Origin of the sequence: Acidovorax sp., from assembly GCF_034519795.1 — a bacterium.
Classification (GTDB): domain Bacteria; phylum Pseudomonadota; class Gammaproteobacteria; order Burkholderiales; family Burkholderiaceae_C; genus Acidovorax.
Genome location: NZ_JAXHOB010000006.1, coordinates 24,887 through 43,291 on the forward strand (window position 1 = coordinate 24,887; position 18,405 = coordinate 43,291).

Annotated in this window: 16 protein-coding genes and 2 pseudogenes; 11 read left to right on the plus strand and 7 right to left on the minus strand. The window is 68.1% G+C overall.

Going from position 1 to position 18,405, the window contains the following annotated elements; genetic code table 11:
- The first annotated feature begins 103 nt into the window (after positions 1 to 103).
- Positions 104 to 1,024: a phosphoribosylaminoimidazolesuccinocarboxamide synthase gene (locus U5N23_RS06010; RefSeq protein WP_322591912.1), complete on the plus strand. Its 921-nt coding sequence runs from the start codon at positions 104 to 106 to the stop codon at positions 1,022 to 1,024.
- Positions 1,025 to 1,085: 61 nt separating this feature from the next.
- Here U5N23_RS06010 and trxA read toward each other — a convergent pair whose 3' ends face one another.
- Positions 1,086 to 1,991, minus strand: a complete 906-nt coding sequence (trxA, locus tag U5N23_RS06015) for a thioredoxin (protein WP_322591159.1) — start codon at positions 1,989 to 1,991, stop codon at positions 1,086 to 1,088.
- Between the two features lie 154 nt (positions 1,992 to 2,145).
- Here trxA and purE point away from each other — a divergent pair, with 154 nt between their 5' ends.
- The 5 genes from purE to U5N23_RS06040 all read left to right on the plus strand — a co-directional run bounded on the left by purE (position 2,146) and on the right by U5N23_RS06040 (position 6,359).
- Entirely contained in the window at positions 2,146 to 2,643 is a 498-nt protein-coding gene (purE, locus tag U5N23_RS06020; protein WP_322591158.1) for a 5-(carboxyamino)imidazole ribonucleotide mutase, read from the plus strand.
- Positions 2,640 to 3,809: a 5-(carboxyamino)imidazole ribonucleotide synthase gene (locus tag U5N23_RS06025; protein ID WP_322591157.1), complete on the plus strand. Its 1,170-nt coding sequence runs from the start codon at positions 2,640 to 2,642 to the stop codon at positions 3,807 to 3,809. Before purE ends, U5N23_RS06025 begins: the two co-directional genes overlap by 4 nt.
- 21 nt (positions 3,810 to 3,830) lie before the next feature.
- The gene (locus tag U5N23_RS06030) at positions 3,831 to 4,847 is read left to right on the plus strand and encodes an L-threonylcarbamoyladenylate synthase (protein WP_322591156.1); all 1,017 of its coding nucleotides are present in this window, start codon (positions 3,831 to 3,833) and stop codon (positions 4,845 to 4,847) included.
- Positions 4,848 to 4,932: 85 nt separating this feature from the next.
- The gene (locus tag U5N23_RS06035) at positions 4,933 to 5,889 is read left to right on the plus strand and encodes an SGNH/GDSL hydrolase family protein (protein WP_322591155.1); all 957 of its coding nucleotides are present in this window, start codon (positions 4,933 to 4,935) and stop codon (positions 5,887 to 5,889) included.
- Positions 5,890 to 6,032: 143 nt separating this feature from the next.
- Positions 6,033 to 6,359, plus strand: a complete 327-nt coding sequence (locus tag U5N23_RS06040) for a transposase domain-containing protein (protein WP_322591913.1) — start codon at positions 6,033 to 6,035, stop codon at positions 6,357 to 6,359.
- A 309-nt stretch (positions 6,360 to 6,668) separates the two neighbouring features.
- On the opposite strand, the gene U5N23_RS06045 is transcribed toward U5N23_RS06040, so the two are convergent.
- On the minus strand, positions 6,669 to 7,973 hold the full coding sequence (locus U5N23_RS06045; RefSeq protein ID WP_322591153.1) for a lipase family protein: 1,305 nt from the start codon (positions 7,971 to 7,973) through the stop codon (positions 6,669 to 6,671).
- Positions 7,974 to 8,119: 146 nt separating this feature from the next.
- Complete coding sequence (gene dacB / locus U5N23_RS06050) at positions 8,120 to 9,598, minus strand: D-alanyl-D-alanine carboxypeptidase/D-alanyl-D-alanine-endopeptidase (RefSeq protein WP_322591152.1); 1,479 nt, start codon at positions 9,596 to 9,598, stop codon at positions 8,120 to 8,122.
- A 70-nt stretch (positions 9,599 to 9,668) separates the two neighbouring features.
- Here dacB and U5N23_RS06055 point away from each other — a divergent pair, with 70 nt between their 5' ends.
- The 5 genes and pseudogenes from U5N23_RS06055 (at position 9,669) to corA (ending at position 13,925) form a co-directional block, all read left to right on the plus strand.
- Positions 9,669 to 10,661, plus strand: a complete 993-nt coding sequence (locus U5N23_RS06055; protein WP_322591914.1) for a DMT family transporter — start codon at positions 9,669 to 9,671, stop codon at positions 10,659 to 10,661.
- Positions 10,662 to 10,681: 20 nt separating this feature from the next.
- Positions 10,682 to 11,408 (plus strand): annotated as a pseudogene (tsaB, locus tag U5N23_RS06060) (tRNA (adenosine(37)-N6)-threonylcarbamoyltransferase complex dimerization subunit type 1 TsaB).
- A gap of 16 nt (positions 11,409 to 11,424) precedes the next feature.
- Positions 11,425 to 11,904, plus strand: a complete 480-nt coding sequence (rimI, locus tag U5N23_RS06065) for a ribosomal protein S18-alanine N-acetyltransferase (protein WP_322591915.1) — start codon at positions 11,425 to 11,427, stop codon at positions 11,902 to 11,904.
- Positions 11,905 to 11,945: 41 nt separating this feature from the next.
- The gene (locus tag U5N23_RS06070) at positions 11,946 to 12,746 is read left to right on the plus strand and encodes a uracil-DNA glycosylase family protein (protein ID WP_322591916.1); all 801 of its coding nucleotides are present in this window, start codon (positions 11,946 to 11,948) and stop codon (positions 12,744 to 12,746) included.
- A 192-nt stretch (positions 12,747 to 12,938) separates the two neighbouring features.
- The gene (gene corA / locus U5N23_RS06075; protein ID WP_322591917.1) at positions 12,939 to 13,925 is read left to right on the plus strand and encodes a magnesium/cobalt transporter CorA; all 987 of its coding nucleotides are present in this window, start codon (positions 12,939 to 12,941) and stop codon (positions 13,923 to 13,925) included.
- 136 nt (positions 13,926 to 14,061) lie between these two features.
- On the opposite strand, the pseudogene U5N23_RS06080 reads toward corA, so the two are convergent.
- From U5N23_RS06080 to U5N23_RS06095, 4 genes and pseudogenes are all read right to left on the minus strand, one after another.
- Positions 14,062 to 14,742, minus strand: a pseudogene (locus U5N23_RS06080) (5'-methylthioadenosine/adenosylhomocysteine nucleosidase).
- Positions 14,743 to 14,959: 217 nt separating this feature from the next.
- Complete coding sequence (locus U5N23_RS06085; RefSeq protein ID WP_322591918.1) at positions 14,960 to 16,639, minus strand: long-chain-fatty-acid--CoA ligase; 1,680 nt, start codon at positions 16,637 to 16,639, stop codon at positions 14,960 to 14,962.
- A gap of 97 nt (positions 16,640 to 16,736) precedes the next feature.
- Positions 16,737 to 18,149, minus strand: a complete 1,413-nt coding sequence (gene pntB / locus U5N23_RS06090) for a Re/Si-specific NAD(P)(+) transhydrogenase subunit beta (RefSeq protein WP_322591919.1) — start codon at positions 18,147 to 18,149, stop codon at positions 16,737 to 16,739.
- A 35-nt stretch (positions 18,150 to 18,184) separates the two neighbouring features.
- Positions 18,185 to 18,405: proton-translocating transhydrogenase family protein (locus U5N23_RS06095; RefSeq protein ID WP_322591920.1), on the minus strand; the 221-nt coding region annotated here is incomplete at its 5' end.

The following is an 18,405-nucleotide window of genomic DNA, read 5'->3' on the forward strand; positions in this document are numbered from 1 at the left end:
GTAAAATCCCGGATTGCACAGAATGTGGCCGCGCGGGTGCGCGCCCTCACCCCTTTCCCCAAGGCCTGCCTGCAGCGGATACCGACTGCCCCACACCGACACCATGACCCAGCCCAGCTCCAACGCCCTGCACACCTCCGCCCTGACCTCGCTGCCGCTGCTGGCGCGCGGCAAGGTGCGCGACAACTACGCCGTGGGCGACGACCGCATCCTGATGGTGGCCAGCGACCGCCTCTCGGCCTTCGACGTGATCATGGGCGAACCCATCCCCGGCAAGGGCGAGTTGCTCACGCAGATGGCGCTGTTCTGGTTCGACAAGCTCGGCCATATCTGCCCCAACCACCTGACGGGCGACGCCCCCGAGAGCGTGGTGACGCCCGCAGAAGCCGAGCAGATCCGCGGCCGGTCGATGCTGGTGCAGCGCCTCAAGCCCATCCCGGTCGAGGCCGTGGTGCGCGGCTACCTGGCCGGCAGCGGCTGGAAGGAATACCAGGAATCGCGCTCGGTCTGTGGCGTGCCGCTGCCCGAGGGCCTGACCAATGCGGCCAAGCTGCCGGCGCCCATCTACACGCCGGCCGCCAAGGCCGCAGCCGGCGAGCACGACGAGAACATCACCTTCGAGCGCACCGTGGAGATGATCGGCCTGCCCCTGGCCACGCAGATCCGCGACCTGAGCATCGCCATCTACCAGGCCGCCGCCGAGATCGCGCTCGCCAAGGGCATGATCATTGCCGACACGAAATTCGAGTTCGGCCTGGCGCCCGACGGCACCCTGGTGCTGATGGACGAAGTGCTCACGCCCGACAGCTCGCGCTACTGGCCCGTGGAAGGCTACGAAGCCGCGCTGGCAGCCGGCCAGAACCCGCCGAGCTACGACAAGCAGTTCGTACGCGACTGGCTGGAGCAGGCCCAGGTCAACGGCAAGCCCTGGGACAAGACCCCGCCCTCGCCGCGCCTGCCGCGCGAGGTGATCGAGAAGACCGCAGCCAAGTACCGCGAGGCGCTGGAACGTCTGATCGGCTGATTCCCCGGTCCCTGCAACGCAAAAGGCTCCCGAGGGAGCCTTTTGCGTTGCAGGGTGCCGGTCAGCTGAGCACGACGCTCGACAGGCGGCGGCGGTACGTGGCCACCACCGGGTCATCGGGCGGGATCTGGCCGTCGGCCACCTTGGCCTTGGGCTGCTCGATGATCTCCAGGATGGCGACGTAAGTCTTGCGCGCCACCTCTTCACCCCAGGCCTTGTCGCGCATGAGGATCTCGAGCAGCTCGTCCATGGCATCCGTCCAGCGCTGTTCGGTGATGAGCCAGCGCGCCTGCGCCAGGCGGGCGTCGAAGTCGCGCTTGTTGGCCGCGATCTTCGCGTCGAACGCAGCCGTGTCGCCCGCGCCCTCGGTGGTCGCCACGGTATCGATGGCGTCCATCCAGACCTTGAGCGCGGCGATCTTGCGCGAATTCGGGGCCTTGGCGATCACCGGGGCGAAGGCCACCTTGGCGTCGTCGTCGCGGCCCAGTTGCAGCAGCAGCTTGACGTAGTCGAAGCGTGCGTCGTCATTGCCCGGGTCGGTGGCCACGGCGTGCTGCAGCTTCTCCAGCGCGGTGCCGGTATCGCCTTCGGCCAGGGCGTCCAGGGCTTCTTCCTCCTGCTCCTCGGCTTCCAGGACCTCGGCCGTGGGCACATGCTTGTCGAGGAATTCGCGCACCTGGCCTTCGGGCAGGGCGCCCATGAAACCGTCCACGGGCTGGCCGTTCATGAGCAGCACGCAGGTGGGAATGCTGCGGATGCCGAACATGCCGGCGAGCTGCTGCTCCTGGTCGGAATCGATCTTGGCCAGCTTGAAGCGGCCGTCGTACTCGGTCTCCAGCTTCTCCAGCACCGGACCGAGCGACTTGCAGGGGCCACACCAGGGCGCCCAGAAATCCACCAGCACGGGCACGTCCATCGAGGCGGCAATCACCTCGGCTTCAAAATTTTCTACGGTGACATCAATCATGGTCGGGGGCCCAGGGCCGGTGAAGCAAGTTGGCGCTATTTTGGCGCATTGAAACAACCCCGTGGCAGGGGGGCCATCGCAAATCGTAAAATCGGGGGTTCCACCTACAGCACTGCGGCAGACCGGAGTCCGCCGCAGCGCCCCCACACACACCATGAAACCCATCCAGATCGGCGTGGTCATGGGCTCCAGCAGCGACTGGGAGACCATGCAGCATGCAGTGCAGATTCTTGAGCAATTCGGCATTTCCCACGAGGCACGCGTGGTGTCGGCGCACCGCATGCCCGATGACATGTTCGCCTATGCCGAAGCCGCTGTCGGCCGGGGCCTCAAGGCCATCATCGCCGGTGCGGGCGGCGCAGCGCACCTGCCCGGTATGATCGCCGCCAAGACCACCGTGCCCGTGCTGGGCGTGCCCGTGGCCAGCCGCCACCTGCAGGGCGTGGACTCGCTGCACAGCATCGTGCAGATGCCCAAGGGCATCCCCGTGGCGACCTTCGCCATCGGCACGGCTGGTGCCGCCAATGCCGCCCTGTTCGCAGTGGCCTTGCTGGCCAGCGAAAACCCGGAGCTGCGCCAGCGCCTGGAAGCCTTCCGCGCCGAGCAGACCGAGGTCGCCCGCAACATGGCCTTGCCACCGGCTGCTGCATGAGCACACTGACTGCACCTCTCCTGCCGGGCGCCACGCTCGGCGTGCTCGGCGGTGGCCAGTTGGGCCGCATGTTCGTGCACACGGCCCAGGCCATGGGCTATTTCACGGCTGTGCTCGACGCCGATCCGACCAGTCCCGCCGGGCTGGTGAGCCACCACCATATCCAGACCGGCTACGAGGACGCCGCCGGCCTGGCTGAGCTGGCCCGCGTGGCCGATGCCGTGACCACCGAGTTCGAGAACGTGCCCGCCACCGCCCTCGCGGCCCTGGGCGCGCTGCGCCCGGTGTCGCCCGCTGCGGGTGCCGTGGCTGTGGCGCAGGACCGCGCGCAGGAAAAAGCCCATTTCGTGCGCTGCGGCGTGCCCTGCGCCCCCTATGCGGTGATCGAGACGGCCGCGCAACTGGCGGCCGTCCAAGCCGACCTCTTGCCCGGGATCCTCAAGACCGCCCGCATGGGCTACGACGGCAAGGGCCAGGTGCGGGTGAGGACCGCCGCCGAACTCGCGGCCGCCTGGGATTCGGTGGGCCAGGTGGCCTGCGTGCTCGAAAAGATGCTGCCGCTGGCGCTCGAATGCTCGGTCATCGTCGCGCGCGGGGCCGATGGCGCCTGCGTTCACCTGCCGGTGCAGCGCAACCTGCACCGCGACGGCATTCTGGCCGTGACCGAGGTGCATGCCGGCAACCTGCCCGATACCTTGGCGCGCCAGGCCATTGCGGGTGCCATCTCGATTGCCACCGGCCTGTCGTACGTGGGCGTGCTGTGTGTGGAGTTCTTCGTGCTGCAGGACGGCAGCCTGGTGGTCAACGAGATCGCCCCGCGCCCGCACAACAGCGGCCACTACAGCCAGAACGCCTGCGATGTCTCGCAGTTCGAACTGCAGGTGCGCACCATGGCCGGCCTGCCACTCACACAGCCGCGCCAGCACAGCCCGGCCGTCATGCTCAACCTGCTGGGCGACCTGTGGTTCGCCGCCGACGGCAGCGGGCAGACCCCACCCTGGGCTGAAATCCTGGCCCTGCCCGGCACCCATCTGCACCTGTACGGCAAGCGCGACGCCAAGCCCGGACGCAAGATGGGGCACCTGAACATCACGGCCGACAGCGCCGATGCGGCACGCGCCACCGCCCTCAAGGCGGCTGCCCTGCTGGGCATTGCGGCGTTCTGAACCGGCCCCGGACCGCATGCCATGATTCTTGACGGCACCCAGCCCGAATCCATCGCCGCTGCCGCCCGTGCGGTGCGCAGTGGCGCCCTGCTGGGCCTGCCCACCGAAACGGTGTATGGCCTCGCGGCAGATGCCAGCAGCGATGCCGCCGTGGCCCAGATCTTTGCGGCCAAGGGCCGGCCCAGCGACCACCCGCTGATCGTGCATGTGGCAGATGCCTCGGGCATTGCCCATTTCGCCAGCGAGGTGCCGGCCTTTGCGCAGGCCCTGGTCGACGCATTCTGGCCCGGGCCGCTGACCATCATCCTGCCGCGCCGCCCCGGCGTGGCAACGGCCGCCACCGGTGGCCAGGACAGCGTGGGCCTGCGTTGCCCGGCCCATCCCGTGGCACATGCCTTGCTGGCCGCGTGTGCGGCCCCCGGCGATGGTGGCGAACTTGGTGGCCCGCCCGTATGGGGCGTGGCAGCGCCCAGCGCCAACCGCTTCGGCCGCGTGAGCCCCACCACCGCCCGGCATGTCGCCGACGAGCTGGGGGAGGACTTGCTGGTGCTCGACGGCGGCCCCTGCGGGGTGGGGATCGAGTCGACCATCGTCGACTGCACGCGTGGCACGCCGGTGCTGCTGCGCCCGGGGGCCATCGCGCGCGCGCAGATCACCCGCGCCTGCGGCATCGCTCCGCTGTCCAAGGAAGACCTGCCCGAGCACACGCCGCGCGCCTCGGGCACGCTGGAAGCCCACTACGCCCCCAACGCCAAGGTGCGGCTGATGGATGCCAAGGCCCTGCAGACAGGCCTGGACCTGCTCGGCGCCGATGCCGCCCACATGGCCATCTATGCCCGCGCGGCGCTGCGCACGCGCTCGTCCAGGCTGCTCATGCGCCGCATGCCCGATGATGCGTCTGCCACGGCCCAGCAGCTGTTTGCCGTGCTGCGCAGCTTCGACGATGCCGGGGTCAAGCTGATCTGGATCGAAGCTCCGCCTCCCACCCCGGAATGGGAGGGCGTGCGCGACCGCCTGCAGCGCGCTGCGGCAGCCTGAGTACCAATATGGCCGCACTGTGACAATGCTTTACATGGCTTGACATGGCGTCGTTAAACTAACCCCCCATTTTCTGGAGAAATACATGGCAGCAAATTGGATGCGCCGCACCGTACTGGTGGCCGCATGCGCGTCGGCCACACTGCTTGCGGCCTGCGGTTCGAGCACGACGGAGTCGGCTTTCAACCCTGAACGCCTGGTGGCCTTTGGCGACGCTTACAACGACATCGGCCAGAAGGGAACGCGCTACTCGGTCAACGATGGCAGCGTGAACAACTGGACGCTGCAGATCGCATCGCGTTACGGCAAGACCCTGGCCGCATCGTCCGCTGCTGGCGGCCGCAGCTACGCCGTGGGCAACGCGCGCGTGGCGATCAAGCCCGATGCCGCCGGCGTGGCGACCACGCCCACGGTAACGGAGCAGATCGACGCCTTCCTGGCCGCCGGCGGCGTTGCCACGAACGACCTGATCGTCATCAACGGGGGCCCGAGCGATGTGATCGCCGGCATGGCCGCCGTGACGGCCGGCACCCAGAGCACCACCGACATGGTGGCTGCTGCGCGCAAGGCTGGGCAGGACCTGGCCACCCAGGTGCGCCGCCTGGTCGCCGCGGGCGCCAAGAACGTGGTCGTCACCGGCACCTATGACCTGGGCAAGACGCCCTGGGCCAAGACCATCAACCGCGAAGCCCTGCTCAGCGATGCCAGCAGCCGTTTCAACGAAGGCCTGCTGGTGAGCATTGTCGACCTCGGTGCCAATGTACTCTACGTGGACTCGGCCTACTATGTGAACCTGTATGTCGGCACCCCTGCCAACTACGGTTTCAACAACGCCACCACGCCCGTGTGCACCTCGCTGGACACCACCAACGGCATCGGCATCGGCGCCGGCCAGGTCAACTCGGCCCTGTGCACGACCTCGACCCTCCTCACGGGTGCCAACCAGGATGCCTACGTGTTCGCCGACAGCGTCTACCTGACGCCCAACGCCCACCGCCAGTTCGGCAACTACGCCTACGACCGCCTGCGCGCGCGCTGGTAAGCGGGTTTCTGCCGGGCCTGGCCCACAAAAAAGGCCGACCCATGGGGTCAATGCCAGTCAGTTAAGCACCCAGGCCGTTAAGCCCCCAGGCCAACTGATGCAGTAAAAAGGTAACGTGTTCAACACGTTCCCTTTTTTGCTTGATGAGCCTGCTTCGGCGCGCACTGCGCGATACCTTGCCCCGAGTTCCAGATCGGCTTGACGAGCTCAGCGCGTTGATAGACCCCGCCTGGATCGAGCAGGCGCTGGCAGCCAGCGGCAAAGCCTCGATCAGGCGACGCAAGCTGCCTGCCGAGCACGCCGTGTGGCTGGTGATCGGACTGGCACTGTTTCGCGATCGGCCACTCTGGCAGGTAGTGCAGCAGTTGGACTTGAGCCTGGATGGGCAAGCACTTCCCGCGCCGAGAGCCAGCGTGCAGGTCCGCCAGCGCTTGGGAGAGGCCCCCTGGCTGAGCTGTTCTCTTTGCTGACCCAAGCCTGGAGTCGCCCAGTGGCGAATGCAAAGCAGCCCCTGCGCGTGCTGGCCGTGGATGGTGTGGTCTGGTCAGCCCCGGACACGCCCGAGAATCGCGCGCAACTGGGCAGCAGCAGCAACCAGCATGGCCCCTCGCCCTGGCCGCAGATCCGCGCCACCTGCTTGATGGATACCCACAGCGCAGCTTCCCCAGGGTTGTCAAAAATCGTGCTCCCAAATTCCCAACGAAAAAAAATGCCAGTCAGGGTTAACTGACTGGCATTGGACCCGGAGGTCGGCTTTGGCCGTTGGCGCAGCGGCTCGCTTACTTCACGATGATGTCGAACGCAGCACGCGCCTGGGCGTGGCAGAACGGTGGCTCATAGGTGCCGTGGTAGGCACCATAGTAGGTGGCAAAGGCCGCGGAAGTCGGGTCGGTAGGCGCTGCGCCACCGGGGCCGAAGGCGGTCTGGATGGCACCGTCCACATCCACCGAGATCACGTTGGTCACGCCGCGTGCGGCGAAATCGGCGGCCATCACGCGCTGGTGCACGGCAGGTGGCACCGTGGGATCGCCCGAGCCACCGCACAGCAGCACGCGCGACTTGGGCGTCCAGCCCAGAAGGTCGTTCTTCTGCGCTGCCAGATAGAGTGGATCGTTCGCATTCGTCTGGCTGCTGGCAATGAAGGCCGGCTGGAACAGCGCATCGCGCGCCTGGTTGGGTGTGCCGGCCGGCAAGGTGCCCGAGGTCACCAGCGTGGTGTAGTTCATCGTCGGGTTGGGCAGCAGGGTCTCGATGTAGTTCGAGTACGGCGCCTTGAAGGCCAGCTTCACGTCGCTGTAGATGTTGCCGTAGACCTTCTGCCAGGCCGTCACGAGGTAGGGCACGAAGAACTGCACGCCCGCGATCGCATCGGGGATGCGCAGCGAACCCGACAGGTTGTAGGGTCCTGCCAGGTGGGCACCAGCCGCCACGTCGAACTCGTTGCCGTAGTCACGCTCGGCGGCACGGTGGGCGGCCATGGACGCATGCCCCCCCTGCGAGTACCCGGTGAACAGAATGCGGCCCGACAGGTTGCCCCCCACCGAAGCGGCGGCCTTGCGCGCAGCGCGCACCGAGTCGATCACCGAGGTGGCTTCCGAATCGGCATGCAGGTAGGGGTGGTAGCTGTAGCCCGACTTGGCAAACCCAAGGTAGTCGGTGGCCACCACGGCATAGCCCTGCGAGGCGTACATCGCGGCCAGCAGGAAGGTCTCGCTGTCCTGTGGGTTGGCCAGGGTGCGCGGCTTTTGCACGTCGGTGCCCTTGGCGTAGGCCAGCAGGGCGGTCTTTTCCGTGCTGCAACTGCCCGCGGGCACCAGCATCACGCCCGAGGCGTTGGTGAGCTCGCCGGCCTTGACGCCTGCCGTGTAGTAGTTGATCGCCACCACCTTCACATCGCAGCGTGCCTTGCCGGCAATGGCACGCAAGCCGCTGGACGTGGTGCCCGCGTCGATCTGGTCGGCGGTGAGCGTGGTCAGGACGGTGGGGATCTCCACCAGGTCCCCGCGTCCGTGGTCGTCGGAGCCACCGCAGGCGGCAAGCAGGGCCGCTACCGCGGCGACACAGGTCAGGCGAAAATACTTCATGGGCGCATCCTCCGGTCTATAGGTATGTGGTTTGGTCGGTTGATCGTAACGCCGCATCGTGCGCGCACCAGCGCCAGAGCCGCCATTAGGGAATACGAGGACCTGCGGACGCCTGGGCGACACGGGTTCGTGCCCCAAGCCGTCGCCTACTGGTCGCGCGCGGCCCAGTCGGTCAGCGCATCGAGCACCGGGCGGGCGGCACCGGCATTGGCATGGTTGACCATGGCCACCAGCACGTAGCGCCGTCCGCTGGCGCCGTGCACATAGCCGGCAATGGCCATCACATCGCGCAGGCTGCCGGTCTTGAGGTGGGCCGCGCCCCGGGCCTGGCTGCGGCGCAGGGTGCCATCCACGCCAGCGATGGGCAGGGAGGACACCAGCTCGGGCATCACTGGCGAAGCCCAGGCCGATTGGAGCATGCGCGCCAGGCCCTGGGCCGTGATGCGCGCATCGCGGGACAGGCCCGCGCCGTTGTCGGCCACAGGTTGGTCGGTATCGCCAAAGCGCAGTTGCCACCAGCGGCGCAGGGCCTCGCGCGCCCCGTCGAAGGTGGCCGGCGTCCCCTTCGTCCCCAGGGCCAGCGTGAGAAACACCTGCTGTGCCATGACGTTGTTGCTGTACTTGTTCACGTCGCGCACCACCTCGGCCAGCGCGGGCGAGGAGGCCACGAAGGCGGGCTTCAGGCCAGCCGGCACCTTGCCGTCGCGCACGCTGCCCGTGAGCTTGCCGCCCAGCTCGCGCCACATGCCCTCCAGCGCGCGCGCCGCAAAGCCGCGCGGGTCCGACGGCGCAATCGGCCACACGCGCTCACCGCAACTGGCCGGGAACACGCCCTGGAAGGCGATGCGCGCGGGGTCGGCCAATTCCGCCTTCAAGGCGCCGCGCCAGTCGCCGCAGTCCGCCCCAGGCGCGGCCAGCGCCACGGAAGTCTGGCGCTGCACGCCGGCCATCGGGGGGTCGTACTGGATGCGCGCCAGACCGGCGGCGGCATCGGGCACGAAGGTCATGACCTGGGACTTGTAGTTCACCAGCAGCGCATCGGGCGAGGCGTTGTAGGGCCGCAGGGGCTCGTTGTCGAAGCTGCCGGGGTCCTGCTCGGGCACGTCGAAGGCCGTGCGGTCGAGCACGATGTCACCCACGATGACCTGGATGCCCTGGCCCTGCAGGCGGCGCAGCAGCAGCCACAGCCGCTCCATCACCAGCTTGGGATCGCCCTGGCCCTGGATGTAGACGTTGCCGCGCAGGCTGCCGTCCTGCACCGTGCCCTGCACGTAGACGGGAGTGTTCCAGGCATAGGCCGGGCCCAACTGATCGAGCGCCGCGTAGGTGGTGACCAGCTTCATCACCGAGGCCGGGTTCATCGGCACCTGGGCGCGGTGCGCCAGGCGCGCGGCCTGGCGCGGGCCGCCCTGGGCATCGACCACCAGCACCGAGAGCGCCTCGCGTGGCAGGCGGGCACGGGAGAGCGCGGCCTCCACCTCGGGCGGCAGCGGCGAAGGGCTGGGCACCTGGGCCTGGGCACCGGGAAGCGCCAGGCCCCACAGCAGCGCCAACGGGGCGGCAAGGCGCCACGCTGGCGCAAAGAATGGCAGGGGCAGGCAGGTCAACGGGCGTACGGACAGCATGGACGGGGAGTCTATCGCCCCGCCCCCCCACCCCGGCACGGCCTGCCCGGCGCCGCCCGATAATCCCCGGATGCGTCTTTCTCCTCGCGCCATGGGCCTGCTGGCGGCCCTGGTGACCGTCACCCTCTGGACCAGCTTCATCGTGATCGCCCGCGCCTCGGCCCAGCGCAGCCTCACGCCCCTGGACATCACGCTGCTGCGCATCGTCGGCGCCAGCGTGGTGCTGCTGCCCTGGGGCTGGTGGCTGGTGCGCCGGCGCCGTGCGCTGCTGGGCGCCAGTGCCCCCGCCTCCAGCCTGGGCGGCATCTCGCCGCTGCCGCTGTCCACCACGGCCCTGCTGGGCGTCTTCGGCGGGGTGCTGTACGCCGTGCTGGCCTACGCCGGCTTTTTCCACGCCCCGGCCACCCATGCCGCCGTGCTCATGCCCGGCAGCCTGCCGCTGTGGACGGCGCTGCTGGCCGTGCTCGTGCTGCACGACCGCATCACGCCCTTGCGCGCCATGGGCCTGGCGCTCATCGTGGCCGGCGACCTGCTGGTGGGCGGGCGCAGCCTGCTGGCCGGCTTTGCGGGCGGCGATGTGTGGAAGGGCGACGTGCTCTTCATGCTGGCGGCCGCGAGCTGGGCCGCCTACAGCGTGCAGGCGCGGCGCCTGGCCGTGGATGCGGTGCAGGCCACCATCGCCATCACCGCCTTCGCGCTGCTGGTGTACGCACCCGTGTACGCGGTGCTGCTGGCACTGGGCGCGGTCACCAGCCACCTGGGCCAGGCGCCTTGGAGCGAGATCCTCTTCCAGTTGGTCTTCCAGGGCGGCGGCTCGGTGGTCATCTCGGGGATTGCGTTCACGCGCATGATCCAGCACTACGGCCCCGTGCGCAGCACCATGATCACGGCGCTGGTGCCCGGGCTGTCGGCCATCGGCGCGGTGCTGCTCCTGGACGAACCCATGCACTGGAACCTGGGCGCGGGCCTGGCGCTCGTGACCACGGGTATCCTGCTGGGCGTGCTGCGCAAGAGCCCCGCGCCCGCCTCTGTGCCGACCGCCGCCCCAAAATCCGCAGCCTGATTTCCCCGCCTGCCACCGCCATGAACCTGCTTGCCTTCGATACCAGCACCGATACCCTGTCCATTGCAGTGCAGCACGGGGACGCGGTGCGCGAGCACACGGGCCCTGGCGGCGCACTGGCCTCGTCCACGCTGATCCCGGCCATCAACCGCCTGCTGGCAGAGGCCGGCCTGTCGTTCGCCACGCTGGACGCCATCGTCTTCGGCCGGGGCCCAGGCTCCTTCACCGGTCTGCGCACCGCCTGCGCCGTGGCCCAGGGCCTGGCCTTCGGCGCGCGCGGCGGTGCGGGCGTGCCCGTGCTGCCGGTGGACACCTTGCTGGCCGTGGCCGAAGAGGCCCGCCACCAGCATGGCTGCACGCAGGTGGTGGCGGTGCTCGACGCGCGCATGGACGAGGTCTACAGCGCCCGCTGCGAATATGTGGCGGGGGCCCACCGAGAGCCGCTGGCTGGCCGATGCCGACTTCGGCCTGGGCGCGCCCGATACCGTGCAAGTGCCAGCCGGCTGGAGCGTGGCCGGCAATGCGCAGGCCCCCTATGAAGAGCGCCTGGCGCCCCTGGCCACGCATGTGCGGGCCCTGCCCACGGCCACCGCGCTGCTGCGCCTGGCGCCGGCCCTGCTGGCCGCCGGGGCGGCCGTGCCCGCCAGCGATGCCCTGCCGCGCTACATCCGCGATAAAGTGGCGAAAACCACGGCCGAGCGGGACGCGTTGCGCGCTGCCCAGGCGGCCGCTACGACCAACCCCTGAACCAACGACTTTCGCCATGAGCGCCGTACCCACCCCGTCTGCGGATGCCCCCGAGGCGCGACTGCAAGCCCTCACGCTGTCCCAGCTCGACGCCGTGCTGGAGGTGGAGCAGCGCGCCTACACCCACCCCTGGACGCGGGGCAACTTCATCGACGCCATGGCCTCGCGCTACGAGTGCCAGTTGCTGATGGGCGGCGACCAGTTGCTGGGCTACTTCGTGGCCATGATGGGGGTGGACGAAGTGCACCTGCTGAACCTCACCGTCACGCCCGAGTTCCAGCGCCAGGGCTGGGCCCGCGTGCTGCTGGACGCGCTGGCCCTGTGGTCGCGCGGCAAGGGTGCCCAGTGGCTGTGGCTGGAGGTGCGTGTGAGCAACCAGCGCGCCCAGCAGATCTATGAAACCCATGGCTTTCGCCGCGTGGGTGAGCGCAAGCGCTACTACCCGGCCCACCATGGCCTGCGCGAAGACGCGGTGGTCATGAGCCTGGCATTGTGAGAACCCCACCGCCCCCCGCCCGCCCCCTCCCCCCCCACCCCATGAGCCTTCCCCTCGATGCGCGCCAGCGCGCCATGCTGCAGGAGATGGGGGTGACCGTGTGGGCCCCCGGTGAAGCCACTGCGGCCCCGCCCGCCGTTGCCTCCGTGGCTGCGCCGGCCGCCCGGGCCGTGCCCGCCCACGACGGAGCAGTGGCCACGGCGCTACGGCCGGCCCCGCAGTCCCCGGCGCCCGCCGCACCGCAGCCAGCGCAGGCGAACACCTCCGCACCGGCAGCGCCACGCGCAACCGCAGCCAGCACACCGGTGCCCCAGGCCGCTGTGGCAGCGGCCACCGGCCTCTCGCTCCACGCGCCCCAGGCGCTGTATCCCACGGCAGACCCGGCGCGCACGCCGGCAGGCCTGGGCAGCGGCTGGCTCATCGTGGCCGAAATCCCCCAGCCCGCCGAGCCACTGTCGGGTGATGCTGGCAAGCTGCTGGACAACATGCTGCGCGCCATGCAGCTGCACCGCCACCCGCGGGTGTTCCTTGCGGCGCTGCAGCGCATTGCGCCTGGCGGCCACGGCGGTGATGCCGACGTGGCCGGGCAGTTGGCCGAGGCCGTCACCGTGCTGCAACCGGCCATGGTGCTGGTGCTGGGCCATGTGGCCGCCCGCGCCGCACTGGCCAGCACCGAGCCCCTGGGCCGCCTGCGCGCGGGGCCGCACACGCTGGCGGGCTGCCCGGCCGTGGTCACCTACGACCCGGCTTTCCTGCTGCGCTCGCAGGACAACAAGGCCGCCGCCTGGGCCGATCTGTGCCGGGCGCTGGCCACCGTGCGCGCAACCACCCCAGCAGCCTGAGGCGCAACCAGGCCCGGTGCTGTCACAGACACGCCTGCGGCCCAATGCGATAATCCGCCGCTTGCACTTTTGACGGAGAACGCTCCTTGGAAACCTACCCGAGTTGGTAGCTTTCAGCTCCCCGGCCTGCCGTGGGGTTGAAAGCAACCCCTGACCCCCCACCGCAGACGCCACACACAAGGGAGTGAGCCCATGCTCAACATCTTTACGCTCGCCAATGGCCGGCTGTTCCAGGAAGAAATCGAGTCCCTGGAAGAGCTGACCAGCTTCCAGCCGATCTGGGTGGACCTGGAAGCCCCCACGCTCGAAGAAAAACGCTGGATCAAGCAGCACTACGGCCTGTCCATCCCCGAGGATGCGATGGACGAGGACATCGAGGAGTCCGCCCGCTTCTACGAAGAAGACAACGGCGAGCTGCACATCCGCAGCGACTTTTTGATCGACGACGACGAAGACCCGCGCTCGGTGCGCGTGGCCTTCATCCTGAACCAGCACAACACCAACCTCAAGAGCCGGGGCGTGCTGTTCTCCATCCACGACGAAGACGTACCCGTGTTCCGCCTGCTGCGCATGCGCGCACGCCGCGCGCCGGGCCTCATCGAGGACGCCAAGGAAGTGCTGCTCAAGCTGTTCGACGCCGACGCCGAGTATTCGGCCGACACGCTCGAAAACATCTACGACGAGCTGGAAAAGGTGAGCAACCAGGTGCTGGCCGGCGACGTGACCGACACCCGCGCCGGCGAGGTGCTGGCCGCCATCGCCCGCCAGGAAGACTTGAACGGCCGCATCCGCCGCAACGTGATGGACACGCGCCGCGCGGTGAGCTTCATGATGCGCACCAAGATGCTCAACTCCGAGCAGTTCGAGGAGGCCCGCCAGATCCTGCGCGACATCGAGTCGCTGGACAACCACACGGCCTTTCTGTTCGACAAGATCAACTTCCTGATGGACGCCACGGTCGGTTTCATCAACATCAACCAGAACAAGATCATCAAGATCTTCTCGGTGGCCAGCGTGGCCCTGCTGCCGCCCACGCTGATCGCCAGCGTGTACGGCATGAACTTCAAGTTCATGCCCGAGCTGGACTGGTCACTGGGCTACCCCTATGCGCTGGGGCTGATGGTGGCCAGTGCGCTCGGGCCCATGTGGTACTTCCGCAAGCGCGGCTGGTTGAAGTAGCCCCCCTGTGGCGCTGCGCGCCTTCCCCCCCGAGGGGGGACGCCTCCAGCGGCCCGGCAAAGCCGGTTCCGCGGTGGCGCTGGCAGTTGAGGGCAACTTCGGGCTCTGCGCGCTCCAAATTGTGCATGTCGGGAAATCACAGCTTTTGCAGCAGCGCCAGCACCATGTGCTCGGCATAGCGGCTGGCCACGGTCTGCACGAACAGGGCGAAGTCGCCGTGGGCGGTGTCGTCGGCGCGGTCGGAGATGGTGCGGGCGGCGGCGAAGGGGATGCCGTAGTCGTGGCACACCTGGGCGACGGCGGCGCCTTCCATTTCCACGGCCAGCACGTCGTGGCCGGCCCGCCGCAGTGCTGCGCGCAGCTGCCGGGCTTCGTCGGCGGTGGAGACAAAGCGGTCGCCGCTGGCCACCAGGCCGTGGTGCACGCGGTGCGGGCGCCATCGTCCAGACGTCCGTTTTCAAAGGCAAATGGCCGGCGCCGCACACCCACATCGCTTGCCGCTTCCCAAAGCAGAGCAGACAGGTGCGAGATCGCAGACCAGGCGGCTGCGCGCGTAGCCCGGCAGCTCCCAGCGCGGGAACAGGGGCGAGGCGTCCATGTCGTGCTGGAGGTAGTCCTGCGCCACCACCACGTCGCCCACGTTCACCCCGTCCCCCAGGCCCCCGGCCACCCCGGTGAACACGATGCGGGCCACACCAAAATGCTCGATCAGCGCCGTGGCCGTGGTGGCTGCCGCCACCTTGCCGATGCCCGACAGCGCCAGCACCACCGGCCGGTCGTGCAGCTCGCCCCGCCAGAAGGCGCGGCCTGCGTGCATCACGCGCTGGGGGGCGCTCGAGCTGGGCAACCAGGCTGGCTTGCTCCTCGGTCAGGGCGCTGAGGATGGCGGTGGTCATACGAAAAACCTTCGGATCGGCGGGGTGGGGGAGCAACGTGCGGCCGCCGCCCCTTGCGGCGCAGCGATAAAACCAGCCGAAGGCGCCTGTGTCGAATGTGGGGCGCGCAAAGCCCGACGCGCCGCCCGCCGGGGGTTGTCACTTCTTGTCGCGCAGCTCGCGGCGCAGGATCTTGCCCACGGGCGTCTTGGGCAGTTCGGTGCGGAACTCGATCACCTTGGGCTGCTTGTAGCCCGTGAGTTCGCGGCGGCAGAACTCCTTGACCTGGGCTTCGGTGAGCGCCGGGTCCTTCTTCACGATGACCAGCTTCACGGCCTCGCCGGTCTTTTCGTCGGGCACACCCACCACGGCGCATTCGAGCACGCCGGGGCAGTTGGCCACCACTTCCTCGACTTCGTTCGGGTACACGTTGAAGCCGCTGACCAGCACCATGTCCTTCTTGCGGTCCACGATCTTGAAGAAGCCGCGCGCATCCATGATGCCGATGTCGCCGGACTTGAAGTAACCGTCGTCGGTCATGACCTTGGCGGTTTCGTCGGGGCGCTGCCAGTAGCCCGCCATCACCTGCGGGCCCTTGATGGCGATCTCGCCCGGCTCGCCCAGCGTGGTGATCTCGCGGCCCTCATCGTCGATGAGCTTCATGTAAGTGCCCGGGATCGGCACACCGATGGTGCCGGTGTACTCGGTGGCCGTCACGGGGTTGCAACTGGTCGAGGGGCTGGTTTCCGACAGGCCGTAGCCTTCGCAGATGGGGCAGCCGGTCTTCTCCAGCCAGAGCTTGGCCACGGCGCCCTGCACGGCCATGCCACCGCCCACCGAGACCTTGAGGTTCTTCCAGTTGACGGTGTGGAAGTCGGGGTGGTTGGCCAGGCCGTTGAACAGCGTGTTGACGGCCGGGAAGCTGTGGAAGGTGTGCTTGGACAGTTCCTTGAGCACCGCAGGCAGGTCGCGCGGGTTGGGGATCAGGATGGTCTTGCCGCCGGTGCGCATGGACAGCATCATGTTCACCGTGAACGCGAAGATGTGGTACAGCGGCAGCGCGCAGACGCTGGTGGGCTGCTCGCCCGCAGGCACCTTGCTCATCACCGGCGAATTCCAGGCCTCGGACTGCAGCACGTTGGCGATCACGTTGCGGTGCAGCAGCACGGCGCCCTTGCTCACGCCCGTGGTGCCGCCGGTGTATTGCAGCAGCGCGATGTCATCGGGCTTGATGTCGGGCTTCTTGAGCGTGCCGCGCGTGCCCTGGGCCACGGCCTGGTTGAAGCGCACGGCCCCCGGCAGGTTGTAGGCGGGCACCATCTTCTTGACGTTGCGCACCACGTAGTTGACCAGCGCGCCCTTGAGCAGGCCCAGCTGGTCACCCATGGCGCACAGCACCACATGCTTGACGGGCGTGTTCGCAATGCACTGCTCCAGCGTGGCCGCAAAGTTCTCGATGATGACGATGGCCTTGGCGCCTGAGTCCTTGAGCTGGTGCTCCAGTTCGCGCGGGGTGTAGAGCGGGTTCACGTTGACCACCACAAAGCCCGCGCGCAGCACGGCGGCCACGGCGACGGGGTACTGCGGCACGTTGGGCATCATGATGGCCACGCGGTCGCCCTTGACCAGGCCGAGGCCCTGCAGGTAGGCCGCAAACGCGCTGGAAAGCGAGTCGGTCTGGCCGTAGGTCACCTCCTTGCCCATGAAGCTGTAAGCCACACGGTCGGCGTACTTCGTGAACGCCTCGTCCATCAGGGCGACGAGGGAGGTGTACTGCGAGGTGTCGATGTCGGCGGGAACCCCTTGCGGATAGGCGGCCAGCCATGGGCGGTCGGTCATGTGTTTTGTCTCCTGGTAAGTTTTTAGTGGCGCCGTGAATGGACCGTGCCTGCCATTTTCAGCACGGTCGTGCTTTTTTGCGGTGAAATTATGCCCGTCAGCCCTTGAGCGCGGCGAGCACTTCGTCGAGCATTTTCTTGGCATCGCCGAACAGCATGCGGTTGTTGTCCTTGTAGAACAGAGGGTTGTCCACCCCCGCATAGCCCGAGGCCATGGAGCGCTTCATCACGATCGAGGTCTTGGCCTTCCACACCTCCAGCACCGGCATGCCGGCAATGGGGCTCGTGGGGTCGTCCTGCGCGGCGGGGTTCACGATGTCGTTGGCGCCGATGACCATGGCCACGTCGGCTTTCGGGAAGTCTTCGTTGATCTCGTCCATCTCCATCACGATGTCGTAGGGCACCTTGGCCTCGGCCAGCAGCACGTTCATGTGGCCGGGCATGCGGCCTGCCACCGGGTGGATCGCAAACCGCACGTTCGTGCCCTTCTCGCGCAGGGTCTTCACGATCTCGTTGACCGTGTGCTGCGCCTGGGCCACGGCCATGCCGTAGCCGGGCACGATGATCACGCTCTTGGCGTCGCGCAGCAGCTCGGCCGTTTCCGTTGCCGCCACCGGCACCACCTCGCCCTGCGGCTCGGCGGCATCGCCCTTCTTGGCCGGGGCGCCGCCGCCGGAGCCAAAGCCCCCGGCAATCACGCTGATGAAGTTGCGGTTCATCGCGTTGCACATGATGTAGGACAGGATGGCGCCCGAGGAGCCCACCAGCGCGCCGGTCACGATCAGCAGGTCGTTGCTCAGCATGAAGCCCGTGGCCGCCGCAGCCCAGCCCGAGTAGCTGTTGAGCATGGACACCACCACGGGCATGTCGGCCCCGCCGATGGCCATCACCATGTGGATGCCGAACAGCAGCGCAATCACCGTCATCACCGTGAGCGGCAGCATGCCCTGCTCCACCGTTTCGGCGCGCAGGAACTCGCGGCCGAACCAGATCACGATCAGCAGCGCGGCCAGGTTGAGCCAGTGACGGCCGGGCAGCAGCAGCGGCTTGCCGCCGATCTTGCCGTTGAGCTTGCCAAAGGCAATCAGCGAACCGCTGAACGTGACGGCGCCGATCAGGATGCCGACATAGATCTCCACCTCGTGGATGATCTTTTCGGCCCCTTGCAGCTGGATGGAGGTATCGACGTAGCTCGCAAACCCCACCAGGCAGGCCGCCAGGCCCACCAGGCTGTGCATGAGCGCAACCAGCTCGGGCATCTGCGTCATCTTGACGACCTTGGCCGCATACAGGCCAATGCCGCCGCCGATCACCAGAGCGCCGACGATCCAGGCCATGCCGGAGGCGCTGACGCGCGGGCCAAACACGGTGGCCAGCACGGCCAGCGCCATGCCGACCATGCCGAACAGGTTGCCCCGGCGCGAGGTTTCGGGGTTGGACAGCCCACCCAGGCTCAGGATGAACAAAATGGCCGCGCCCAGGTAGGCGACGGTAGCGAGACTTTGGGACATGTTGCGTGCTCCTCGTTGTTCTTGTTGTTATCGGATTACTTGCGGAACATGGCCAGCATGCGGCGCGTGACCGCAAAGCCGCCGAACATGTTGACAGCCGTGAGCACCAGCGCAGCAAAGGCCAGCCACAGGATGAGCCCGTCCGGTCGCCCGTTCACGCCCGCATCGGGCGGCGCAATCTGCACCAGCGCACCGATGGCGATGATGCTGGAGATGGCGTTGGTCACGCTCATCAGCGGCGTGTGCAGCGCGGGCG